Genomic DNA, 19,920 nt, shown 5'->3' on the forward strand with positions numbered 1-19,920 from the left:
CCTCAAGGGGGAGGTGAGGTTGGGCTATTTCTGCGGCGCCTGGTCGATGATCGATTGCATCGTCTCTTGTGCGTTGGCTATGGCGCCGTCGACATCGTCGCCGAAGAAGACCTCGTTGATCATCTGCGTCCACGGCCCGTTGGCGGAGTTGATCAGGTCGTTGAACACCACCGAATAGGGCGTCTTGCCCTTGGTCATGGCCTCGGCGGCGACCTGGTAGCGCGGATCGAGATCCTTCAGCGCCTCCTTGGCGATGTCGCCGCGCACCGGCAGGCTGCCGTATTTGGCAAGGATGGTCTGGCCTTCAAGCGAATAGGCGAAGTCGAGGAACTCCTTCACCACGGGCAGTTTCGTGGTGCCCTTGGTGACGACGAAATTGTCGCCGCCGGCAAAGGACGACCAGCCGCTGTCCTTGCCCGGCAGGAAGGTGACGCCGTAGTCGATATCGGGATACTGGGTGTTGAGCGCGCCGATGGCGAAGGCGCCGGACGGCGAGATGCCGATATTGCCGGCGGCAAATGCCGCAAAGAAGTTGGCGCCGGTATCGGTCTGCGCGCCCGCCGGCACCAGGTCCTTCTTGACCATCGAGCGGTAGAGATCGATGGCGCCGCGCAGTTGCGGGCTGTCCAGCGTCGCCTTCGAGCCGTCTTCGCTCAGGATGTCGCCGCCCGACGCCCAGATCAGGGGTGTGAAGGTGAAGATGTTGCAGCCGCCGCAATTGCCGGAGAAGTAGAAGCCCTTGATGTTGCCGCCGAGCGCGTTGACCTTCTCGGCATCGGCCGCGATCTCGGCCCAGTTGGCAGGTCCTTTTTCGGGGTCGAGGCCGGCCTGCTTGAACAGCTTCTTGTTCCAGATCAGCACCGAGGCGTCGGCAGAGAAGGGCAGGCCATAGATGTGATCCTTGTAGGTGCCGGTCTTCACATGCGCCGGCGACAGGCTGGCAAAATAGGGCAGGGACTTTGCCCAGTCGGTAATGTCCTCCAATTGGCCGGCTGCGGCGAAGGAGGGCGTGTAGATCAAATCGAGCGACAGCGCGTCGGGCGCCGTGCCGCCGGCGGCCGCGGCGCCGTATTTCGGGATGATCTCGGCATTGGGAATGATGTCGAGTTTGACCTGGTTGGTGTGCGCCTTGTTGTAGGCATCGACGATCCTCGGCATGAAATTCGAGCCGTCGACGCGCACCCAGATGTTGGCCGTCTCGGCGGCGGCAGTGCCGAGACTGCCACCCAGAACGGCAGCGGCCAGGGTCAGTTTGGCAATCAGGTTCCTCATGTTCTCCTCCTCCAAGGTTGGCCGCGGTCCGCGGCTTGGCGCCGATTGCGCGGCGCTTCGTTTTCAGCCACCCGGCGGATGGCCGCATGACTGCCGCACCACCAGCCGGCACGGCAGTTTTCGAATGCCTGGCGCGGCGGGCTTGCCGCCGACCAGCGAAAGCAGGGTCAACCCGGCCTCGCGCCCGAGCGCGACAAGGTTCATGTCGACAGAGGTCAGCGGTGGGCGCGTCGCCTCGGCCACGATCTCCCAATTGTCGAAACCGATGACGCCGACATCACTGGGGACGTCGAGGCCGCGTTCGCGCAGCGCATCGATGACGCCGCGCGCGATCTGGTCGTTGCCGCAGAAGACCGCGTCCGGCCTTTCGCTTTTGCCGTCGAACAGTTGCGCAACCGCCTGGTGACCCCAGGCTTCCGACCAGGAGCCGAGCAGCGGCTCGCTGACCGTCAGGCCGTTTTCGACCAGCACGTCGCGGTAAGCCTGGACGCGCGCGTGCACCACGGCAAAGCTCGCCGGCCCGGTGACATGGGCGATGCGCTTGCGGCCCAGCCGGCAGAAATGCTCGACGGCCAGCCGGGCGCCGCCAACATCGTCCGAGACGAAGGCGACGGCGTCGGGATCTGGCTGCGTGAAGGCATAGATCACCGGGACGCGCAGATTGGAGAGGTCGACGGGCAGATGGCGATCGATGCGCTTGCCGGTGGCGATGATGCCGTCAACGCGCTTGTCGAGCATGGCGTCGACATGCATCTGGCCCAGCCGCGGATCCTCCTCGACATTGCACAGGAACACCGAGACGCCATTGTCGACCAGCGCGTCCGAAATGCCCGACATCAACGGCAGCGAGAAGCGGCCATAGGTATCGTTGGTGAGCAGGCCGACGGTGAAGCTGCGCCGCCGGAGCAGGCTTTGCGCCAGGCTGTTGGGCCGGAAACCGAGCCGCCGGGCGGTCTCGCGAATGCGTTCGCGCGTCTCGGCTGTCATCCGGCCCTGGCCATTGAGCGCCTTGGATGCGGTGGCGACACTGACTCCGGCCTGGGCGGCCACGTCACGCAAGGTGACTGGCTTGGAAAAGACTGGAACAGGCAGATCGTCCGATGGCATCGCGCCGAGATCCTTGGTTGGGAAAAGGTTTTCTCTTACCGAGCCGGATGAGGCCCGGCAGGTGGCCGAGCCCAACGACGATTGCTTGGGAAAACCTTTTCTCAGATGAAGCTAAGCCAGATCGAATCGCTGTTCAAGGGGAAAAGTTGGTTGGCCTCCGCTCCTCTCCTCCGAAATGCAACGCGGGGTAAAAGCAGCCTCGGAAGCGCGTAGGGGAGAAACGTCAATCGCAGTGCTGGAGGCCCTCGGTCGACACGGGGCGGGGCTGCCGCTTGGGCGTGAAGGATCGCAACTCTGCGCCGGAAGCGAGGCCCGGCAAGGTTGGCTGACGAACGCTCTGAAACTCGATGCCGAAAATTCTGAACAATCCCTCGGGATTAACCTTTCCGTAAATATTTGGCCGCTACTTCGACAGCCATGGCCTCGTGGCGGAGCGGCTACGCTGGAGACGGCAAATCTCTGAAGCCTCGGTTCGATCCCGAGGCGAGGCCTCCAAAATTTCGCGTCCCAATCTGCCCCGAGCGCAGTCAGTTCCCGCGAATAGATTGTGTGTTGCGAAGGCAGTACGGACCGGCCGTCAAAGCAGTCCTGTCTTGAATTTGGCATGCAGGCGCTCGCGAAAAGAGTGCTATGGAAGGGAGGCGAGCGTTGTTGCTTCGCTTTTTCCTGACATTCGAGGCCTTTCGTGCGTGAACCGTCGCTGCTGCCCGTTTTTGGAAAACTTGGCCTCAAGACCCCTGTCGCCTTGGCGGCGGCACCAATCTCGCCGGCAGGTGTGCCGCACCTGCGGAAGCTTCTGGCTGCGCATGGCGGCATGGTGCTGAAACTGTCGGTCGTCGCCTGGACGGTGCTGATCCTGGGCGCCGTGTTTTTCACGATGCGAGGCTGACCGGCATGGCCAACCGCTACACGGTGCGCATGGAGCTTCCCCAGAGTTGGAGCATCATCGATGTCTTCACCGGCCAGCCTGCGGTTGTCCGGCAAAAGGTGATGGTCGGGATGGGGCCGCGCGAGGCCGAGGACATGGTCGTGCAGATGAATGTCCGCGACGTTAAACGCCGCGAAAGGGCCGAGCGCAAGACCTGATCGCGGTCAGCGCCAACTCGCCGCCATTTCAGCCGAAATCGGCCGCCGTCAGCACATACATGCTCTTGCGGGTGCGGTCGTAGGCCTTCGACGCCACCTCGCGGATGGCGCTGCTCTCGGTGTCGAATGTCTGGAGATAACCGGCTTCATCGGCAGCAGTGCCCGGCCGCATCTTGGCCATGGCGTCGGCAGCGACGGAAAATGAGATCTGGAACATGCCGTCATGGCCGACGAAACGAATGCGCTGGCCCGCTTCGTCATAGCTGCGGCTGGGGTTGGGGAAGGTGAGGCTCATGTCTTGGCCTCCGTGGCTTTCTTGGTCGCCCGCTTCTTCTTCGGCGTAGGATTGAGGGCCTCGGCGACACGATCGGCCTCTTCCTTGGCCAGCCGAAGCTCCCTCAGCCTTGCCGTCTTGATCTCCCTGGCTCTTGCCTCGGACATATATTCGGCGGTCGCCTTGTTTTTCTCCGCTGTCTTCTTCTGCTTGTCGACAAAGCGGGCTTCAGCTTTTTCCATGATCGTCTGATTGCCTTCGGCCATCGAAGAAATCTCCCTTGTGCCTGAAATCGTGAAAGTGAACTTGTCCGATAAATAGGCACTCGATCGGCAAAATTCAATCTTTTGAATTATTTGACATTCTGCGGATATCACGAAACGGCCAGCTGAAATAATACTTTTGAATATTTAATTTGGCCCGCGAATAATTTTTGGCACTCCTATCTATCGAGTGCCAACGCGTCTATAGAGGAGGGGCGTGGCCGCCTGTGCCGGCCCCAGAAAGAAAGTTCCCATGAAATTTCGGCCACTCCACGACCGCGTCGTCATTCGTCGCGCCGAAGGCGATATCAAATCCAAGGGCGGGATCATCATCCCCGACACTGCCAAGGAAAAGCCGCAGGAGGGCGAAGTCATCGCCGTCGGCCCTGGCGCACGCGACGAAAACGGCACGCTTGTTCCGCTCGACGTCAAGGCCGGCGACTTCATCCTGTTCGGCAAATGGTCGGGCACCGAGGTCAAGATCGACGGCGAGGACCTTCTGATCATGAAGGAAGCCGACATCATGGGCGTTATCGACAAGAGCGAGACGGCCGCAACCGACAAGACCGTGGCCGCCAAGAAAGCTGCCTGACCTCATTTTCTCCGAACGAACTGGATAAAAATCATGTCTGCCAAGGAAATCAAATTCTCCACCGACGCGCGCGACCGCATGCTGCGCGGCGTCGAGATCCTCACCAATGCGGTGAAGGTCACGCTCGGCCCCAAGGGCCGCAACGTCATCATCGACAAGGCCTATGGCGCGCCGCGCATCACCAAGGACGGCGTCACCGTCGCCAAGGAAATCGAGCTTGCCGACAAGTTCGAGAACATGGGCGCCCAGATGGTGCGCGAAGTGGCCTCGAAGACCAACGACCTCGCCGGTGACGGCACCACCACCGCCACGGTGCTGGCCGCCTCGATCCTGCGCGAAGGCGCCAAGCTGGTCGCCGCCGGCATGAACCCCATGGATTTGAAGCGCGGCATCGACCAGGCGGTTTCCGCCGTGGTCAAGGAAATCCAGGCGCGCGCCAAGAAGGTCAAGTCGTCGGCCGAGATCGCACAGGTCGGCACCATCGCCGCCAATGGCGATGCCAGCGTCGGCGAGATGATCGCCAAGGCGATGGACAAGGTCGGCAATGACGGCGTCATCACCGTCGAGGAAGCCAAGACGGCCGAGACCGAACTCGACGTCGTCGAAGGCATGCAGTTCGACCGCGGTTATCTCTCGCCCTATTTCGTCACCAATGCCGACAAGATGCGCGTCGAGTTGGAAGAGCCCTACATCCTCATCCACGAGAAGAAGCTCGGCAATCTGCAGGCGATGCTGCCGATCCTTGAAGCGGTGGTGCAGAGCGGCAGGCCGCTGCTGATCATCTCCGAGGACGTCGAGGGCGAGGCTCTGGCGACGCTGGTCGTCAACAAGCTGCGCGGCGGCCTCAAGGTCGCGGCCGTCAAGGCGCCGGGCTTCGGCGATCGCCGCAAGGCAATGCTGGAAGACATCGCCGTGCTGACATCAGGCCAGATGATCTCGGAAGACCTCGGCATCAAGCTCGAAAACGTCACCATCGAGATGCTCGGCCGCGCCAAGCGTGTGCTGATCGAGAAGGACACCACCACGATCATCGACGGGGCCGGCACCAAGGCGACCATCCAGGCGCGCGTCGCCCAGATCAAGGGCCAGATCGAGGAGACGACCTCCGACTACGACAAGGAAAAGCTGCAGGAGCGGCTGGCCAAGCTCTCCGGCGGCGTAGCCGTCATCCGCGTCGGCGGCGTCACCGAGTCGGAAGTCAAGGAAAAGAAGGACCGCATCGACGATGCGCTGAACGCCACCCGCGCGGCGGTCGAGGAAGGCATCGTGCCCGGCGGCGGCGTGGCTCTGCTGCGTGCCCGCTCGGTGCTTGGCGGCCTGACCGGCGCCAATGCCGATGTCACGGCCGGTATCACGATCGTGCTGCGAGCGCTTGAAGCGCCGATCCGCCAGATCGCCGAGAATTCCGGCGTCGAGGGCTCCATCGTCGTCGGCAAGCTCACCGACAGCAAGGACCACAATCAGGGTTTTGACGCCCAGAACGAGGTCTATGTCGACATGATCAAGGCAGGCATCGTGGATCCGGCGAAAGTGGTGCGCACCGCACTGCAGGATGCCGGCTCGATCGCAGCCCTCCTGATCACCGCCGAAGCGATGATCACCGACATCCCGGCCAAGGATGCCGCGCCTGCGGGTGGCGGCGGTGGCGGCATGGGCGGCTACTAAAACCCAGGACTTGTTCGACCTGTTTGAGATGTGAATGGCGGCCCCCGATCGGGGCCGTCATGATTCTCAAGATGATCCATCGCAAAGTTTACGCATAGCTGCCTTGCCGACCGGCTCAGCGCCGGGAGGCAATCCTGATCTTGCGGCTTTCGGAGAGGACGCAATCCACGCTAGACTGTCCAGGCGGCCGTCTGGTTGCGGAGCTCGCCGGACTTTGGCAAGCGATCGGACGAACCGCCACCCCCTATACGGAGACACGTTCATGTTTGCGGCCAAGGCCATCGACACCTCAGACAAGGCCGCGTTCTACCGCGACCTCGCCACTCAGCTTAAGGCGCTGCTCGACGGCGAGCGCGATTCGATCGCCAACGCCGCCAACACCGCAGCACTCATCTTCCAGATGGTGCCGGACCTCAACTGGGCCGGGTTCTATTTCCTGCAATCGGACGAGGAAATGGTGCTCGGGCCGTTCCAGGGCAAGCCGGCCTGCGTGCGCATCGCCGTCGGCAAGGGCGTGTGCGGAACGGCGGTCGAACTCGGCACCTCTATGCTGATCAAGGACGTGCATGATTTTCCCGGCCACATCGCCTGCGATGCCGACTCGCGCTCGGAACTGGTGGTGCTGCTTGAGGACGATGAAGGCGTCTTCGGCGTGCTCGATCTCGACAGCCCGCTGCCCGGCCGCTTCGACAAGGCCGACCAGGCCGGCATCGAGACGCTGGCGGCGATCTATGCCGCGTCGAGTTCGTTCGAGGACTGAGGCCCGGTTTAGACTAGGTGAATTTCACCAGCATCAGGCTGAAGCAGCCGATGAACAGGAAGGCCGAGAAGGCGAGCGCCAGCGGGCGCAGGCCGCGCGAGCGCAGCTGCGAGATGTCGGCCTGCAGGCCCATGGCGGCCAGCCCCATGGTCAGCATGATGGTGGTGGCGAGCGCCATTGCCGACTTCACCTCGGCTGGCACCGGGACGAGGCTGTTCAGCGCCACGATGGCGACAAAGGCGGCGACGAACCACGGCATGGGCGGCCGCGCCGCCACCTCACTGCTGCTCCTGCGGCGCGCCATCAGGCCGAGCGCGACGACCATCGGCGCCAGCATGGCGACGCGGGTCAGCTTGGCGACGGTAGCGATCTCGCCGGACTGGGTGCCGTTCTGGAAGCCAGCGCCGATGACTTGCGCCACTTCATGGATCGAAGCACCGGCCCACAGGCCGAAAGCGTGCTGGTCGAGGCCGAGCATGGCGACGGTGCCGAACAAGGTGATCGAGGCGACGGCGTAGGTGACGTCCTCGTCGCGCGCATCGGTGACGATGTTGGTGGCGACGATGGCCGAGGCGCCGCAGATCGAGGTGCCGGCGGCGATCAGCTGCGCCAGCTTGGCGTCGACGCCGATCAGCCGACCGAGCGTAATGGTGAAAACGAAGGTGGCGCCAAGCGTGGCGGCGACAATGCCGACGCCGCCGGCGCCGATCGAGACGACTTGGCCGAGCGTCAGCTGGAAGCCGAGCAGAACAATGGCGAAGCGCAGCAGGCGCTTTTGCGAGAATGCGATGCCGGCCTTGGCGTGCACCGGTGTGCCCAGCACGTTGGAGTAGATCATGCCGGCGACGACGGCGAGGATCATCGGGCTGAACAGCGCGAAGCCCGAAACATTGCGGGCCGAGAAGGCGACGGCAGTAATCATCGTGACAAGGACGATGCCGGGGACGATGCCATTCCAGTTGAGGGATTTCCGCCCTCGTGTCAGATCGGCAGGAAAAGCGCTTTTCGGAATATCGTTCGCGAAGTGGGAAACGGAAGACAAAGCAATGCTCCAGACGGGTGTGCCGGAGGAATGCCATTCCTCAAATAATCTTTCCAACGAATTATTTTCGTCATAATGATCGATTTTTACGAACGATCGGCGTCATCTTCTGGCCGGCCTGAATTAAAGCTGCGCTTCGATGGCCGCCTTGTCGATCACCGACCAGACGTTCCTGATCCTGTCGTCGAGGAATTCATAGAAGACGTTCTCGCTGAAGGACACCTTCCTGCCGTTGATGGGCAGGCCGAAGAAGGTTCCCTTCGGCGTGCAGTTGAACTGGAGCCGGCTGGCTATGAACGGCGGTTCGGCGATCAGCAGCTGGATGTCGAAATAGAGGTCCGGGATTTCCCGAAAATCGCGCTCCAGCATTTCTTGGTAACCCGACAGCCCGACGCGGTCGCCATTGTAATGCACCTCGTCATGAACGAAGCGATTCAGCTTCTGCCAGTCCTGATTGTTGAGGCAGGCGATGTAGCCTCGATAAAGGTCGGTCACGGTCACGGCGATAGCTCCGGATTTCGTCAGATCTGCTCGATCCGGAAGATAGAACGACGGCGGGCACAGTCCAGATGGAGAGCCTGTTCCCGAATCGGGATGGGGCTCTATCTGCTCGTTTTGAGCATGATCTTTTTCGGAAACCCGGTTTCCTGTTCTAGCCTCGGTAGCGCAGCGCGTCGACCAGCAGCGAGAAGGCCGGCGTCGCTTGCCGGCGGCTGGGGTAATAGAGATGGTAGCCGGGGAAAGGCGCGCACCAGTCGGCGAGCACCCGCACCAGCCGGCCGTCGGCCAGATGGGCCGTTACCTGTTCCTCCGGCAGATAGGCAAGGCCGAGGCCGGCGAGCACCGCGTTCATGCGCAGCGCGGACGTATTGAACACCAACTGGCCCTCGACCCGCACTTTCAGCTCGCGCCCGGCCTTCTCGAACTCCCAGGCGTAGAGCCCGCCATAGGTCGGCAGCCGCAGATTGATGCAATTGTGGGTGGTCAGGTCCTGTGGCGTGCGCGGTTTCGGCCATTTGGCGAAATAGGCCGGCGATCCGACCACCGCCATGCGCATGTCGGGGCCGATGCGCACCGCGATCATGTCGCGCGCCACCTGTTCGCCCAGCCGCACGCCGGCGTCGAAGCGCTCGGCAACGATGTCGGTCAGGCTGTAGTCGACGATGATCTCGACTTTGATGTCAGGATAGTCGGGCAGGAATTTCGCCAGGGCAGGCCACAGGATCGCATCGGCGGCATGCTCACCGGCGGTGATGCGGATGGTGCCGGCGGGTTTTTCGCGCAAGGCGCTGAGTGCCGCGATCTCGGCTTCGATCTCATCGAGCCGCGGCCCCACGGTGCGAGCCAGCCGCTCGCCGGCCTCGGTGGGCGACACGCTGCGCGTGGTGCGGGTCAGGAGCCGCACGCCCAGCCGCTCCTCCAGCGCCCGCACCGTATGGCTGAGCGCCGATTGGGAAACCCCGAGCTTGGCCGCCGCCCTGGTGAAGCTTTCCTCGCGCGCGACGGCGAGGAATGCGGTTAGCTCATTCAGATTGTCTCGCGGCATTCATGAGCCCCTTTCATAAGATCATGCTGGATATAGCACCTAATCGGCACCAATCGCAGACCCTAGATAGGCGTCATCACACCGGGCGCCTCTACCGGCAGCCTCTGAAGACCGGCGGTCGTGTCACGCCTGTTGCCAGGAAGGGACAAAACCATGGACATCACGCGAAACGGCTCTCAAGCCTCGGCCAGGGGATCGGCCGATTATTTCACCGGCGCGGTGCGCATCGACGCGCCGTTCAAGGGCAGCGAGCCCGCCCGCGTCGGCGGCGCCACCGTGACTTTCGAGCCCGGTGCGCGCACCGCTTGGCACACGCATCCCCTTGGCCAGACGCTGATCGTCCTCTCGGGCGCCGGCCTGGTGCAGCGCGAGGGCGGCCCGATCGAACCGATCCTGCCCGGCGACATCGTCTGGTTCGCGCCCGGAGAGAAGCATTGGCATGGCGCCGCGCCGACCACCGCGATGAGCCACATCGCTGTCGCCGAAGCGCTCGACGGCAAGGTCGTCGACTGGCTGGAGCATGTCAGCGACGAACAATACGGGGTTTGACCAAGTATCGGCGCGTGGCGCCGAGTTCAACGCCCGAACTCTTCGAAGGAGACCACCATGACAGATGTTCCAAGGCTGAAAAGCCCATTCTCCGATATCGCTCCCGCGCTTGGCAGATACACCGACGAGGTGTTGTTCGGCAACGTTTGGGAGCGCCCCGGCCTGTCGCCGCGGGACCGCAGCCTTGTCACCGTCACCAGCCTGATTTCGGGCTACCGGATCAATGAAATGCCTTTTCACATGAAGCGCGCGCTCGACAATGGCGTCACCCGCGACGAACTCATCGAAACCATTACACATCTCGCCTTCTACGCCGGATGGCCAACGGCAGCCACGGCTCTGGGCATTGCCCGCAAGGTCTTCGAACAAGCCGACGCCGAGAAGAAGGGATAACGACAATGCAGAAGCGCACACTTGGAAACAGCGGTCTCGACGTTTCGGCCATCGGGCTCGGCTGCATGGGAATGAGCCAGTCATACGGGCAGCCGATGGAGACGGCGGATGCAGTCCACCTGATCAGGGCGGCGTTCGACCGTGGCATCACCTTCTTCGACACCGCGGAGGTCTATGGACCGTTCACGAACGAGGAGGTCGTCGGCGAGGCGCTGCAGCCGATCCGCGACCAGGTGGTGATCGCCACCAAATTCGGCATCGACATCGCCGGGACAGCCCGACACGATGGCATGGACAGCCGGCCGCAGCATATTCGTGACGTCGTCGAGGCCTCGCTCAGGCGGCTGAGGACCGACCACATAGACCTCCTATACCAGCACCGCGTCGATCCGGTCGTGCCGATCGAAGAGGTGGCGGGCGCTGTGAAGGACTTGATCAGCCAAGGCAAGGTGAAGCATTTCGGTCTCTCCGAGGCGGGCGTACGCACGATCCGGCGCGCGCATGCGGTACAGCCGGTCGCCGCGGTCCAGAGCGAATATTCGCTCTGGTGGCGTGAACCGGAAGAGGCGATCCTGCCGGTGCTTGAAGAACTGGGGATCGGCTTCGTGCCCTTCAGCCCGCTGGGCAAGGGGTTCCTCACCGGCGCCATCGATGCCAGCACGACGTTCGACAGCAGCGACTTCCGCAACACCGTGCCGCGTTTTGCGGAAGACGCCCGCAAGGCGAACCAGGCGCTGGTCGACGCGATCGGCGTGATCGCTGCCGAGAAGAAGGCGACATCAGCACAGGTCGCTCTCGCCTGGCTGCTGGCGCAGAAGCCCTGGATCGTTCCGATCCCCGGCACCACCAAGCTCAATCGCCTCGAAGAGAACATCGCGTCGGCCACCATCGCGCTGACGGCGGACGATCTTGCCAACATCGAGAATGCGGTCTCGGCGATCGCGGTGAAGGGAGCGCGCTATTCTCCGCAACAGGAAGCAAGGATCGATCGTTAGCCACCTGGGAGAGCGTGATGAGCCAACCAGTCTCAAGACGAGGTGCGCTGATGACCATGCTTGCACTGCCTCTGGGCGCCGGATTGAGTCCCGGATCGAGCCGCCCGCCAGTGCGTCGAGCGCGCGGCGAACGGGCGGCGCCAAAGTGCTGGTGGCCTACTACACCCGCACCGGCAACACGCGGGTCATCGCGCGCCAGATCAGCAGGACTCTGCGAGCGGATATTTTCGAGATCGCGACCGTCGATCCCTACCCGGAAGACTACAAGCAGCAGGTTGCGGTGGCGGAGCAGCAGCGGGAGTCCGGTTTCGAACCGGCGCTGGCCGCCACGGTGCCTGATATCGGAACCTACGAGACGGTGTTCCTCGGATTTCCGATCTGGGGCATGACCGCGCCTTCGGTGATCCGCTCCTTCCTGTCGAAACACGATCTGTCCGGCAAGACCTTGGTGCCGTTCATCACCCATGGCGGCTACGGAACAGGGCAGAGCCTGAAAGTCCTCGCAGATCATGCACCAGGGGCACGGCTCATCAAGGGTTTTTCCAAGCAGTGCGACCAGGAACGCCAGACGCTTGACGAGGTCACCGGCTGGCTCGGCCGGGTCGAATTGCCCCGCTGAGCCGCCAACGCGAACGCCCAGGCTGCCGTGGGCAGCGAAGCCAAAGATCAGAAAAGGAAAAGAATCATGGCCGAGAACATCAGGGACAAAGTCGTCGTCATCACTGGCGCCAGCAGCGGGCTGGGCGAAGCCGCCGCACGGCTTCTGGCCAGGGAGGGTGCGAAACTGGTCCTGGGGGCGCGCCGCCTTGACCGGTTGCAGGCGCTGGCCGGCGCGCTTTCACTTGGCGAGGGCGCCATCCTTCAGACCGACGTTACCGATGTCGGCCAGGTCCGGCATCTGGTCGACCATGCGGTCGAGACGCACGGCCGCGTCGACGTCATGATCAACAATGCCGGCCTGATGCCGCATTCCCCGCTGGAGCGCGGCAAGGTCGAGGACTGGGACCGCATGATCGACGTCAACATCAAGGGCGTGCTCTACGGCATTGCCGCGGCACTGCCGCACATGAAGACGCAGAAAAGCGGCCACATCATCAACGTGTCGTCGGTCGCCGGCCACAAGGTCGGGCCGGGCGGAGCGGTCTATGCCGCGACCAAGCACGCGGTGCGCATCATCTCGGAAGGTCTGCGCCAGGAAGTGAAACCCTACAACGTCCGCACCACCATCATCTCGCCCGGTGCCGTGGCGACCGAACTGCCCGGCAGCGTCACCGAGGCCGATGTCGCCGAGGGCGTACGCGCACTCTACGACCGGGTGGCCATTCCGGCCGATTCCTTCGCCAGGACGGTGGTGTTCGCCATGAGCCAGCCCGACGAGGTCGACATCAACGAAATCCTGTTCAGACCGACGGCGCAGGAATACTGAAGCCGTTGTAGGTGTCTTGACGCGCCGCGCTTCCTGTTCCAGCTTGGCGCCATGTTCTTCCTCGCGCCCACCAACACCAAGCGACGTCGCCCCTGCACAATGCGGAGCGGCAGACTGATTGCGCGACGACAAAGATCGGCAGGATAGACCCGGTTCGTTCGTTTCCAGCCCCGCCCGCGACACCGCCGGCGGGGTTTTTCATGTCTGGAGCACTTTGATGACCAACAATTCTTCCATCCGGCTTCGGCCGGCCGTGCCTGCTGACGCCGCCGCGATCCGGGATATCGTTCGTGCCGCCTATGTCAAATGGGTGCCGGTGATCGGCCGCGAGCCGCTGCCGATGCGCACCGACTACGACAAGGCCGTTGCCGAGCATCCGTTCGATCTCGCCGTCGAGGATGATCGGATCGTCGGGATGATCGAAACCGTGCTGGCTGACGGTCACCTGTGGATCGAGAATGTCTGTGTGGCACCGGATGCGCAGGGCAGGGGGATCGGCCGGCTGTTGCTGGAACTGGCCGAGCGCAAGGCGGTCGAAGCGGGCCGCCTCGAGCTTCGCCTGCTGACCAATGGCGCCTTCGAGGCGAATGTGTCGCTGTACAAAAGGTATGGCTATGTCATCGATAGGGAAGAGCCTTTCATGAACGGTATGACGGTCCACATGAGCAAGAAGCTGGCGGGATCACCGGCGATCTGAGGGAGGGGTTCGACAATGGCCATCTGCGTCAGGCTCAAACAACTCCCAGGGTTTCACGCGGTTGCCCGGCTGGCGGCGGGGGAGACCATCCCCGGTTGGGCGGACGGGCCAGGCTTCGTCAGCATCACAAGGACTGACGACGAGCTTTCGATCGTTTGCCTGCAGGATCGTGTGCCGGATAGTGTCAGGCAGGACGGTGACTGGGTGGCCTTCAAGCTCCAGGGGCCGTTTGCCTTCGACGAAACCGGTATCGTGTTGTCGGTCATCAGGCCGTTGTCGGAAAACGGGCTGGGCATCTTCGTGGTGTCCACTTTCGATGGCGACCATCTGTTGGTGAAAGCGACGGATCAGGCTGCGGCGAGGCGATTTCTGGTCGAGGCCGGGCATATCTTGCTGTAGTCCATCCTCACCAAGCCGGTTGCTGACCCGAACGCTCTGGCTCAATCACTGCCGCACTGGCTCAACCACTTCGGGGGTTGCGTTTGACAGCGGCGTTTGTGCATCGTTATCTCCAGCCAGATATGACGGCCCGGCGCGACGATGCGGTCAAGGAGAAAACCATGTCACACAATCTGCAGTTCTATATCGATGGCGCGTGGGTCGATCCTGTTGTGCCCAACGCTTTCGATGTCATCGATCCCTCGAATGAGGACGCCTTTGCGCAGATTTCGCTCGGCTCCAAGGCCGATGTCGACAAAGCGGTGGCCGCCGCCAAGCGCGCCTTCAACAGCTTTGGTTTCACCGAGGTTGGCGAGCGGCTCGACCTGTTGAACCGCATCATCGCGGTCTACAAGAAGCGCAGTGGCGATCTTGCCGTCGCTGTGTCACGCGAGATGGGCGCGCCGCGCCAGATGGCGTTGGACAGCCAGGTCGGCATCGGTCTTGCGCATCTGCAGAAGATGGCCGACGTGCTGAAGACTTTCGAATTCCGCCACGTCAAGGGCAACCATCTGGTGGTCAAGGAGCCGATCGGCGTCGTCGGGCTGATCACGCCGTGGAACTGGCCGCTCAACCAGATCACCTGCAAGGTCGGCCCGGCGCTTGCCGCCGGCTGCACGATGGTGCTGAAGCCCTCCGAGATCGCGCCGCTCGACGCCATCATCTTCGCCGAAATCCTCGACGAGGCCGGCGTGCCGAAGGGTGTCTTCAACCTCGTCAATGGCGACGGACCGGGCGTCGGCCAGGCGCTGTCCAGCCACCCCGACATCGACATGATGTCGTTCACCGGTTCAACCCGTGCCGGCATCCTGGTGGCCAAGGCCGCCGCCGACACGGTCAAGCGCGTGCATCAGGAGCTTGGCGGCAAGTCGGCCAACATCCTGTTCGGGGATGTCGACCTCGCAAGCGCCGTCAGCAAGGGCGTCGCCGGCTGCTTCAGCAACAGCGGCCAGTCCTGCAACGCGCCGACGCGCATGTTCGTGCCGCGCGACCGCCATGACGAGGCGGCCGGCTATGCCAAGGCCGCGGCGGAAAAGTTCACCGTCGGCCCCGCCGACGCTGCCGGCACCAAGCTTGGCCCGGTCGTCAGCCAGATCCAGTTCGACAAGATCCAGGACCTGATCCAGGCCGGCATCGATGAAGGTGCGACGCTGGTCGCCGGCGGCCCCGGCCGTCCGGCCGAACTCAACCGCGGCTATTACGTCAGGCCGACGGTGTTCGCCGACGTCACCCACGACATGCGCATCGCGCGCGAGGAGATCTTTGGGCCGGTGCTGGCGATCATGCCCTACGACAGCGTCGACGAGGTGGTCGAGACCGCCAACGACACCGTCTATGGCCTCGCCTCCTACATCCAGGCCAAGGACATGAAGAAGGCGCGCGAAGTGGCGGCGCGCATGCGCACCGGCAATGTCTACATCAACTATCCCCAGTGGGACGCCGGCCTGCCGTTCGGCGGCTACAAGCAGTCGGGCAATGGCCGCGAATATGCCGAATACGGGCTCGAGGATTTTTTGGAGATCAAGGGCATCGCGGGGTATGAGGCGGCGGAGTAAAATTGGTCAGGGCGCGCCACGATATGTGGCGCGCTGTCCGTCCGGTATCGCCGAGGTCAGCGCCGGCCCTCATTGCCCTGCCGGGCATTTCTCCCCGTATAGTGACGGGGAGAAAGACGCCGTCATGGACGGTTTCGCCAATCTCCAATGTTGCAGAATAGGCGCCAGCGATGCGGCCAGCTACCTTCTCCCCGTCACTATCCGGGGAGAAGGTGCCGGCAGGCGGATGAGGGGCGGCGCCGACTTTGGCGATTGGTGGCCTTCACAAGACGGAAGCCGTCATTGGCCTGAAAGCGATGGCCCTGCCTTGCTGATCTCCTTGCCAATTGGCAAATTCATGCTATATATCTGCCAATAGCGAGGCAACAAAATGCAGCTTCAGTCCATTGTCACGACACCGGCCACGGTTGGCAGCGTCATATCGGATGACGAGGCCGGCGCGCTGGCGCGCACCACGGTTAATCTGTTCAAGGCCTGGAACCTCACTGACCTGGAGGCCTGCATCCTGCTCGGCGGCATGTCGGCCCGGACCTGGGCGCGTTGGAAGACTGGGGCGAAAGAAGGCGGCGTCGGCAGGATCGACCGCGACCTGCGCACCCGCATGGCGCATCTGATGGGCATCCATAAGGGCCTGCGCTATCTGTTCACGGAGCCGGCACGCGGCTACGCCTGGATCCGCAAGCCCAATGCCACCTTCGGCGGCCAGTCGGCCCTCGACCTGATGCTGCGCGGCGAAATCTCCGATCTCTCGGCGATGCGCGAATGGCTCGATGCGGAGCGTGGCGCATGGTGAGTGGACTTGCGGTCAGGCGCCGCGTTGACTGGCCCCAGACCTTCCGCATCATCCGCTCCATCCATCCGCCCATCGACCTGTTCGAGGACATTGCCGACCCGCGCGACTGGGAGGCGCTGGCCTCGGTCGAGGCGAAGACCAACCCGCGCATAAGGTTCGAGATCGGCGACCTCGGCAAGGTGTCGGCCGCAAGGCGGGTTTCCGGCCCCGGCGCCAGCTTCGTGATGGCGCCCTTCGTGCACTGCTCGACGCTGAGGCCAGGCCGCTTCTCGGATGGCAGCTACGGCATCTACTATGCCGGCGACAGTGAGGACGTCGCTCTGGCCGAAACCATCCACCATCATCAGAAATTCATGCGCGCCACCAACGAGGGGCCGGGCTGGACGGCGGATTTCCGCGTGCTGATCGGCAGCGTCGACCGCGACCTCGATGACGTCAACGCCGTGCCCGGCGTGCTCGACCCGGACGACTATTCCGCCTCGCAGGCGGAAGGGCGGGCGCTGCGGGCAGGAGGCAGCGACGGACTGGTGTGGAACAGCGTGCGCATGCCGGGCGGCGGCTGCATCGGCATCTTCTGGCCCGATGTCATTACCATTCCAGTGCAGGGTCGCCACTACAGCTACCATTGGGACGGCGCCCGCGTGGACTTCGTGCGCCAGCACGATACGGGAAAGGTGCTTGCCGTCACATGATGGCGGCGGACACGCTTTACAGATCGCTGGGAAGCCGATATCCATAAATCCAAGGATTCGGATATATGGATAAGAAAAGCACTTTGAACGCGCTGGCCGCACTTGGCCAGGAGACGCGGCTGGATGTCTTCCGGCTGCTCGTGCGTGCCGGTCCGGAAGGCATTCCGGCGGGCGAGATCGCCACGAGGCTGGACACGGTCCAGAACACCATGTCGGCGCATCTGAAGGTGCTCGCCCATGCCGGGCTGATCCGTCCCGAACGCGACGGAAGGACCGTGCGCTATGTCGCCGACATGACCGGCCTGCGCGACCTGCTGGCCTATCTGATGGAAGATTGCTGCAATGGCGCGCCGGAGCTCTGCCAGCCCGTGATCCAGGCGGTAACCTGCAAATGCTAGAAGGGAGGCATGCACCATGAGCGAACCGTACAACGTTCTTTTCCTCTGCACCGGCAATTCGGCGAGGTCGATCATCGCAGAGGCGATTCTCAATCGTATTGGCGCCGGCAAGTTCAAGGCCTATTCGGCCGGGTCGCATCCCAAAGGGGCGGTGCATCCCTACACGCTCCAGCTTCTGAAGAACCTCAATTACGACACGTCCTTTGCCCGTTCGAAGGACTGGGAAGAATTCGCGGTTCCCGGTGCGCCGGAGATGAATTTCGTTTTCACGGTCTGCGACAACGCCGCCAATGAATCGTGCCCTGTCTGGCCAGGACAGCCGATGACCGCACATTGGGGCGTGCCTGATCCGGCTGACGCGGAGGGCACCGATGCCGAAAAACATCTGGCCTTTGCCGAAGCCTATCGCATGCTCAACAACCGGATTTCGATCTTCATCAGCCTGCCGATGAGCATGGTCGACAAGCTTGCCCTGCAGAAGCGGCTGGATGAAATCGGCCGCAACCTGCCGAAGGCCGGCTGAAGCTCGTGGCGAACGACCTGCCACGCCGCATCGTCGCGGAAGCCTTGGGAACCGCGCTGCTCGTCGCGACCGTGGTCGGCTCCGGCATCATGGCCGCCCGGCTGACACACGACGTCGCCGTTTCGCTGCTCGGCAACACGCTGCCGACCGGGGCGATCCTCGTCGTGCTGATCACGATACTGGGACCGATCTCAGGGGCGCACTTTAATCCGGCCGTTACGCTGGTGTTCGCGCTTCGCCGCGAGATCGAGGCGAACGCGGCGCTTGCCTATGTCACCGCCCAGGTCGTGGGCGGCATTGCCGGGACGTTTCTGGCCCATGCCATGTTCGAACTGCCTATCCTGCAGGCCTCAGCGACGGTGCGGACCGGAACCGGGCAATGGCTCGCGGAGGCAGTCGCCGCCTTCGGCCTTGTGTTCACCATCCTGGCAGGCTTGCGCTTCCGCTCCGACGCGATCCCGTGGCTTGTCGGGCTGTACATCACCGCCGCCTACTGGTTCACGGCCTCGACCTCCTTCGCCAACCCGGCTGTCGCGATCGCCCGCGCCTTTTCCGACACGTTTTCTGGCATCCGTCCGGTCGACCTGCCGGGCTTCATAGCCGCCGAATTGCTGGGGGCGCTGCTGGCCATGGCCCTGGCGGGCTGGCTGCTCGCCGAAGCGAAATCAACAAGACAGATGAAGGCTGCCGAATGACCGTCACCATCTACCACAACCCCGATTGCGGCACCTCGCGCAATACGCTGGCCATGATCCGCCAGTCCGGCGAAGAGCCGGAGGTGATCGAATATCTGAAGACGCCACCGTCGCGCGAAAGGCTGGTCGAGTTGATTGCCGCGATGGGCATGATGCCGCGCCAATTGCTGCGCGAGAAGGGCACGCCTTACGCGGAACTCGATCTCGGCAATCCCAAGTGGACCGACGATGAAATTCTGGACTTCATGATGGCGCATCCGATCCTGATCAATCGGCCGATCGTGGTCACGCGTCTCGGCGTCGTTCTCGCGCGACCTTCGGAAGCGGTTCTCGACATCCTGCCCAACCCCAATATCGGGCCGTTCGTTAAAGAGGACGGCGAAGTCGTCGTCGACATCAAGGGCAAGCGCATTGGCTGAGCAGAACCACGTCGCCGATGACGCGCTGCCGAACGTCGACGAAGAGCAGTTTCGGCCGATCGATATGCAGGTTCTGCTGGACGCGCCCAGGTCCATTCACAAGCCCCGCGTGCTGATGCTCTACGGATCGCTGCGGGAGCGGTCCTATTCCCGCCTCGTCACCGAGGAGGCCGCGCGAATCCTTCGCCGCCTCGGCGCCGAGGTTCGCATCTTCAATCCTTCGGGCCTGCCGCTGCCGGATTCGACGTCCGCCGACCATCCCAAGGTCAGGGAATTGCGCGACCTGTCCATCTGGTCGGAGGCCCAGGTCTGGTGCTCTCCGGAACGGCACGGTTCCATGACGGGGGTGATGAAGGCGCAGATTGACTGGCTGCCGCTGTCGATGGGCGGAGTACGTCCGACGCAGGGCAGGACGCTCGCCGTCATGCAGGTCTCCGGCGGCTCCCAGAGTTTCAACGCCGTCAACCAGCTCCGCATCCTTGGCCGCTGGATGCGAATGGTCACCATCCCCAACCAATCGTCGGTCGCCAAGGCTTTCGCCGAGTTCGACGAAGCCGGCCGCATGAAGCCGTCATCGTATTACAACCGGATCGTCGACGTGATGGAGGAGCTGATGAAGTTCACCCTGCTCCTGCGCGACCGCTCCAACTACCTGACGGACCGCTATTCCGAGCGGGTCGAGAGTGCGGAAGAGGTCGCCAAGCGGGTCAACCAGCGGTCGATCTGAGGCACCTTTGAC

General features: G+C 63.1%; 27 protein-coding genes. 20 read left to right on the top strand and 7 right to left on the bottom strand.

Annotation, left to right across the window (positions count from 1 at the left end; genetic code table 11):
- Positions 1-24 precede the first annotated feature (24 nt).
- Together NP503_RS02145 and NP503_RS02150 are read right to left on the bottom strand one after the other, a co-directional pair.
- Positions 25-1,272 (bottom strand): sugar ABC transporter substrate-binding protein, encoded by a 1,248-nt coding sequence (locus NP503_RS02145; RefSeq protein ID WP_127273261.1) that lies wholly within the window; start codon positions 1,270-1,272, stop codon positions 25-27.
- 63 nt (positions 1,273-1,335) lie between these two features.
- Positions 1,336-2,379 carry a LacI family DNA-binding transcriptional regulator gene (locus tag NP503_RS02150; protein ID WP_127272522.1) on the bottom strand — a complete coding sequence of 348 codons (1,044 nt, stop codon included), beginning with the start codon at positions 2,377-2,379 and terminating at the stop codon, positions 1,336-1,338.
- Between the two features lie 685 nt (positions 2,380-3,064).
- Between NP503_RS02150 and NP503_RS02155 the strand changes: the two genes are divergently transcribed.
- Positions 3,065-3,268: a hypothetical protein gene (locus tag NP503_RS02155; RefSeq protein ID WP_127269696.1), complete on the top strand. Its 204-nt coding sequence runs from the start codon at positions 3,065-3,067 to the stop codon at positions 3,266-3,268.
- Positions 3,269-3,273: 5 nt separating this feature from the next.
- On the top strand, positions 3,274-3,465 hold the full coding sequence (locus tag NP503_RS02160; protein WP_127269694.1) for a hypothetical protein: 192 nt from the start codon (positions 3,274-3,276) through the stop codon (positions 3,463-3,465).
- A 28-nt stretch (positions 3,466-3,493) separates the two neighbouring features.
- Here NP503_RS02160 and NP503_RS02165 read toward each other — a convergent pair whose 3' ends face one another.
- Both NP503_RS02165 and NP503_RS02170 read right to left on the bottom strand, forming a co-directional pair.
- Positions 3,494-3,760 carry a DUF1488 domain-containing protein gene (locus tag NP503_RS02165; protein ID WP_127269692.1) on the bottom strand — a complete coding sequence of 89 codons (267 nt, stop codon included), beginning with the start codon at positions 3,758-3,760 and terminating at the stop codon, positions 3,494-3,496.
- Entirely contained in the window at positions 3,757-4,005 is a 249-nt protein-coding gene (locus NP503_RS02170) for a hypothetical protein (RefSeq protein WP_127269690.1), read from the bottom strand. The genes NP503_RS02165 and NP503_RS02170 overlap by 4 nt, the downstream gene beginning before the upstream one ends.
- A gap of 250 nt (positions 4,006-4,255) precedes the next feature.
- On the opposite strand from NP503_RS02170, the gene groES reads away from it, so the two are divergent.
- The 3 genes from groES to NP503_RS02185 all read left to right on the top strand — a co-directional run bounded on the left by groES (position 4,256) and on the right by NP503_RS02185 (position 7,019).
- A complete protein-coding gene (gene groES, locus NP503_RS02175; protein WP_127269688.1) occupies positions 4,256-4,594 on the top strand; it encodes a co-chaperone GroES in 339 nt (112 codons plus the stop codon).
- A gap of 33 nt (positions 4,595-4,627) precedes the next feature.
- Complete coding sequence (groL, locus tag NP503_RS02180) at positions 4,628-6,259, top strand: chaperonin GroEL (protein WP_127255944.1); 1,632 nt, start codon at positions 4,628-4,630, stop codon at positions 6,257-6,259.
- 262 nt (positions 6,260-6,521) lie between these two features.
- On the top strand, positions 6,522-7,019 hold the full coding sequence (locus NP503_RS02185; protein ID WP_127271638.1) for a GAF domain-containing protein: 498 nt from the start codon (positions 6,522-6,524) through the stop codon (positions 7,017-7,019).
- A gap of 13 nt (positions 7,020-7,032) precedes the next feature.
- Here NP503_RS02185 and NP503_RS02190 read toward each other — a convergent pair whose 3' ends face one another.
- The 3 genes from NP503_RS02190 to NP503_RS02200 form a co-directional block, all read right to left on the bottom strand.
- A complete protein-coding gene (locus NP503_RS02190) occupies positions 7,033-8,061 on the bottom strand; it encodes a YeiH family protein (RefSeq protein WP_127272521.1) in 1,029 nt (342 codons plus the stop codon).
- Between the two features lie 123 nt (positions 8,062-8,184).
- Positions 8,185-8,562, bottom strand: a complete 378-nt coding sequence (locus NP503_RS02195; protein ID WP_164748991.1) for an ester cyclase — start codon at positions 8,560-8,562, stop codon at positions 8,185-8,187.
- Positions 8,563-8,713: 151 nt separating this feature from the next.
- A complete protein-coding gene (locus NP503_RS02200; protein WP_127268898.1) occupies positions 8,714-9,607 on the bottom strand; it encodes a LysR family transcriptional regulator in 894 nt (297 codons plus the stop codon).
- 153 nt (positions 9,608-9,760) lie between these two features.
- Between NP503_RS02200 and NP503_RS02205 the strand changes: the two genes are divergently transcribed.
- The 15 genes from NP503_RS02205 (at position 9,761) to arsH (ending at position 19,908) form a co-directional block, all read left to right on the top strand.
- On the top strand, positions 9,761-10,156 hold the full coding sequence (locus tag NP503_RS02205) for a cupin domain-containing protein (protein ID WP_127268897.1): 396 nt from the start codon (positions 9,761-9,763) through the stop codon (positions 10,154-10,156).
- Between the two features lie 57 nt (positions 10,157-10,213).
- A complete protein-coding gene (locus NP503_RS02210; protein ID WP_127268895.1) occupies positions 10,214-10,549 on the top strand; it encodes a carboxymuconolactone decarboxylase family protein in 336 nt (111 codons plus the stop codon).
- A 5-nt stretch (positions 10,550-10,554) separates the two neighbouring features.
- Complete coding sequence (locus NP503_RS02215) at positions 10,555-11,544, top strand: aldo/keto reductase (protein WP_127268893.1); 990 nt, start codon at positions 10,555-10,557, stop codon at positions 11,542-11,544.
- Between the two features lie 145 nt (positions 11,545-11,689).
- Positions 11,690-12,163, top strand: coding sequence for a flavodoxin (locus NP503_RS02220; RefSeq protein ID WP_236382718.1), 474 nt, complete (start codon positions 11,690-11,692; stop codon positions 12,161-12,163).
- 66 nt (positions 12,164-12,229) lie between these two features.
- Positions 12,230-12,970 (top strand): SDR family oxidoreductase, encoded by a 741-nt coding sequence (locus tag NP503_RS02225; RefSeq protein ID WP_127268889.1) that lies wholly within the window; start codon positions 12,230-12,232, stop codon positions 12,968-12,970.
- 217 nt (positions 12,971-13,187) lie between these two features.
- Positions 13,188-13,667 (top strand): GNAT family N-acetyltransferase, encoded by a 480-nt coding sequence (locus tag NP503_RS02230; RefSeq protein WP_127268887.1) that lies wholly within the window; start codon positions 13,188-13,190, stop codon positions 13,665-13,667.
- Positions 13,668-13,682: 15 nt separating this feature from the next.
- On the top strand, positions 13,683-14,066 hold the full coding sequence (locus NP503_RS02235; RefSeq protein WP_127268885.1) for an ACT domain-containing protein: 384 nt from the start codon (positions 13,683-13,685) through the stop codon (positions 14,064-14,066).
- Between the two features lie 161 nt (positions 14,067-14,227).
- Positions 14,228-15,661: an aldehyde dehydrogenase family protein gene (locus NP503_RS02240; protein ID WP_127272119.1), complete on the top strand. Its 1,434-nt coding sequence runs from the start codon at positions 14,228-14,230 to the stop codon at positions 15,659-15,661.
- Positions 15,662-16,031: 370 nt separating this feature from the next.
- Positions 16,032-16,454 (top strand): MbcA/ParS/Xre antitoxin family protein, encoded by a 423-nt coding sequence (locus tag NP503_RS02245; protein ID WP_127271235.1) that lies wholly within the window; start codon positions 16,032-16,034, stop codon positions 16,452-16,454.
- Positions 16,448-17,146, top strand: coding sequence for an RES family NAD+ phosphorylase (locus NP503_RS02250; protein WP_127272117.1), 699 nt, complete (start codon positions 16,448-16,450; stop codon positions 17,144-17,146). The genes NP503_RS02245 and NP503_RS02250 overlap by 7 nt, the downstream gene beginning before the upstream one ends.
- 65 nt (positions 17,147-17,211) lie before the next feature.
- Complete coding sequence (locus NP503_RS02255) at positions 17,212-17,544, top strand: helix-turn-helix transcriptional regulator (RefSeq protein ID WP_127270864.1); 333 nt, start codon at positions 17,212-17,214, stop codon at positions 17,542-17,544.
- Positions 17,545-17,560: 16 nt separating this feature from the next.
- Positions 17,561-18,067: an arsenate reductase ArsC gene (locus NP503_RS02260; protein WP_127270862.1), complete on the top strand. Its 507-nt coding sequence runs from the start codon at positions 17,561-17,563 to the stop codon at positions 18,065-18,067.
- A gap of 5 nt (positions 18,068-18,072) precedes the next feature.
- Positions 18,073-18,762, top strand: a complete 690-nt coding sequence (locus NP503_RS02265) for an MIP/aquaporin family protein (protein ID WP_127270860.1) — start codon at positions 18,073-18,075, stop codon at positions 18,760-18,762.
- Entirely contained in the window at positions 18,759-19,181 is a 423-nt protein-coding gene (arsC, locus tag NP503_RS02270) for an arsenate reductase (glutaredoxin) (RefSeq protein ID WP_127270859.1), read from the top strand. Before NP503_RS02265 ends, arsC begins: the two co-directional genes overlap by 4 nt.
- Positions 19,174-19,908 carry an arsenical resistance protein ArsH gene (gene arsH / locus NP503_RS02275; protein ID WP_256754955.1) on the top strand — a complete coding sequence of 245 codons (735 nt, stop codon included), beginning with the start codon at positions 19,174-19,176 and terminating at the stop codon, positions 19,906-19,908. The genes arsC and arsH overlap by 8 nt, the downstream gene beginning before the upstream one ends.
- Positions 19,909-19,920 lie beyond the last annotated feature (12 nt).

The organism is Mesorhizobium sp. SEMIA396, assembly GCF_024518615.1.
Lineage (GTDB): Bacteria > Pseudomonadota > Alphaproteobacteria > Rhizobiales > Rhizobiaceae > Mesorhizobium.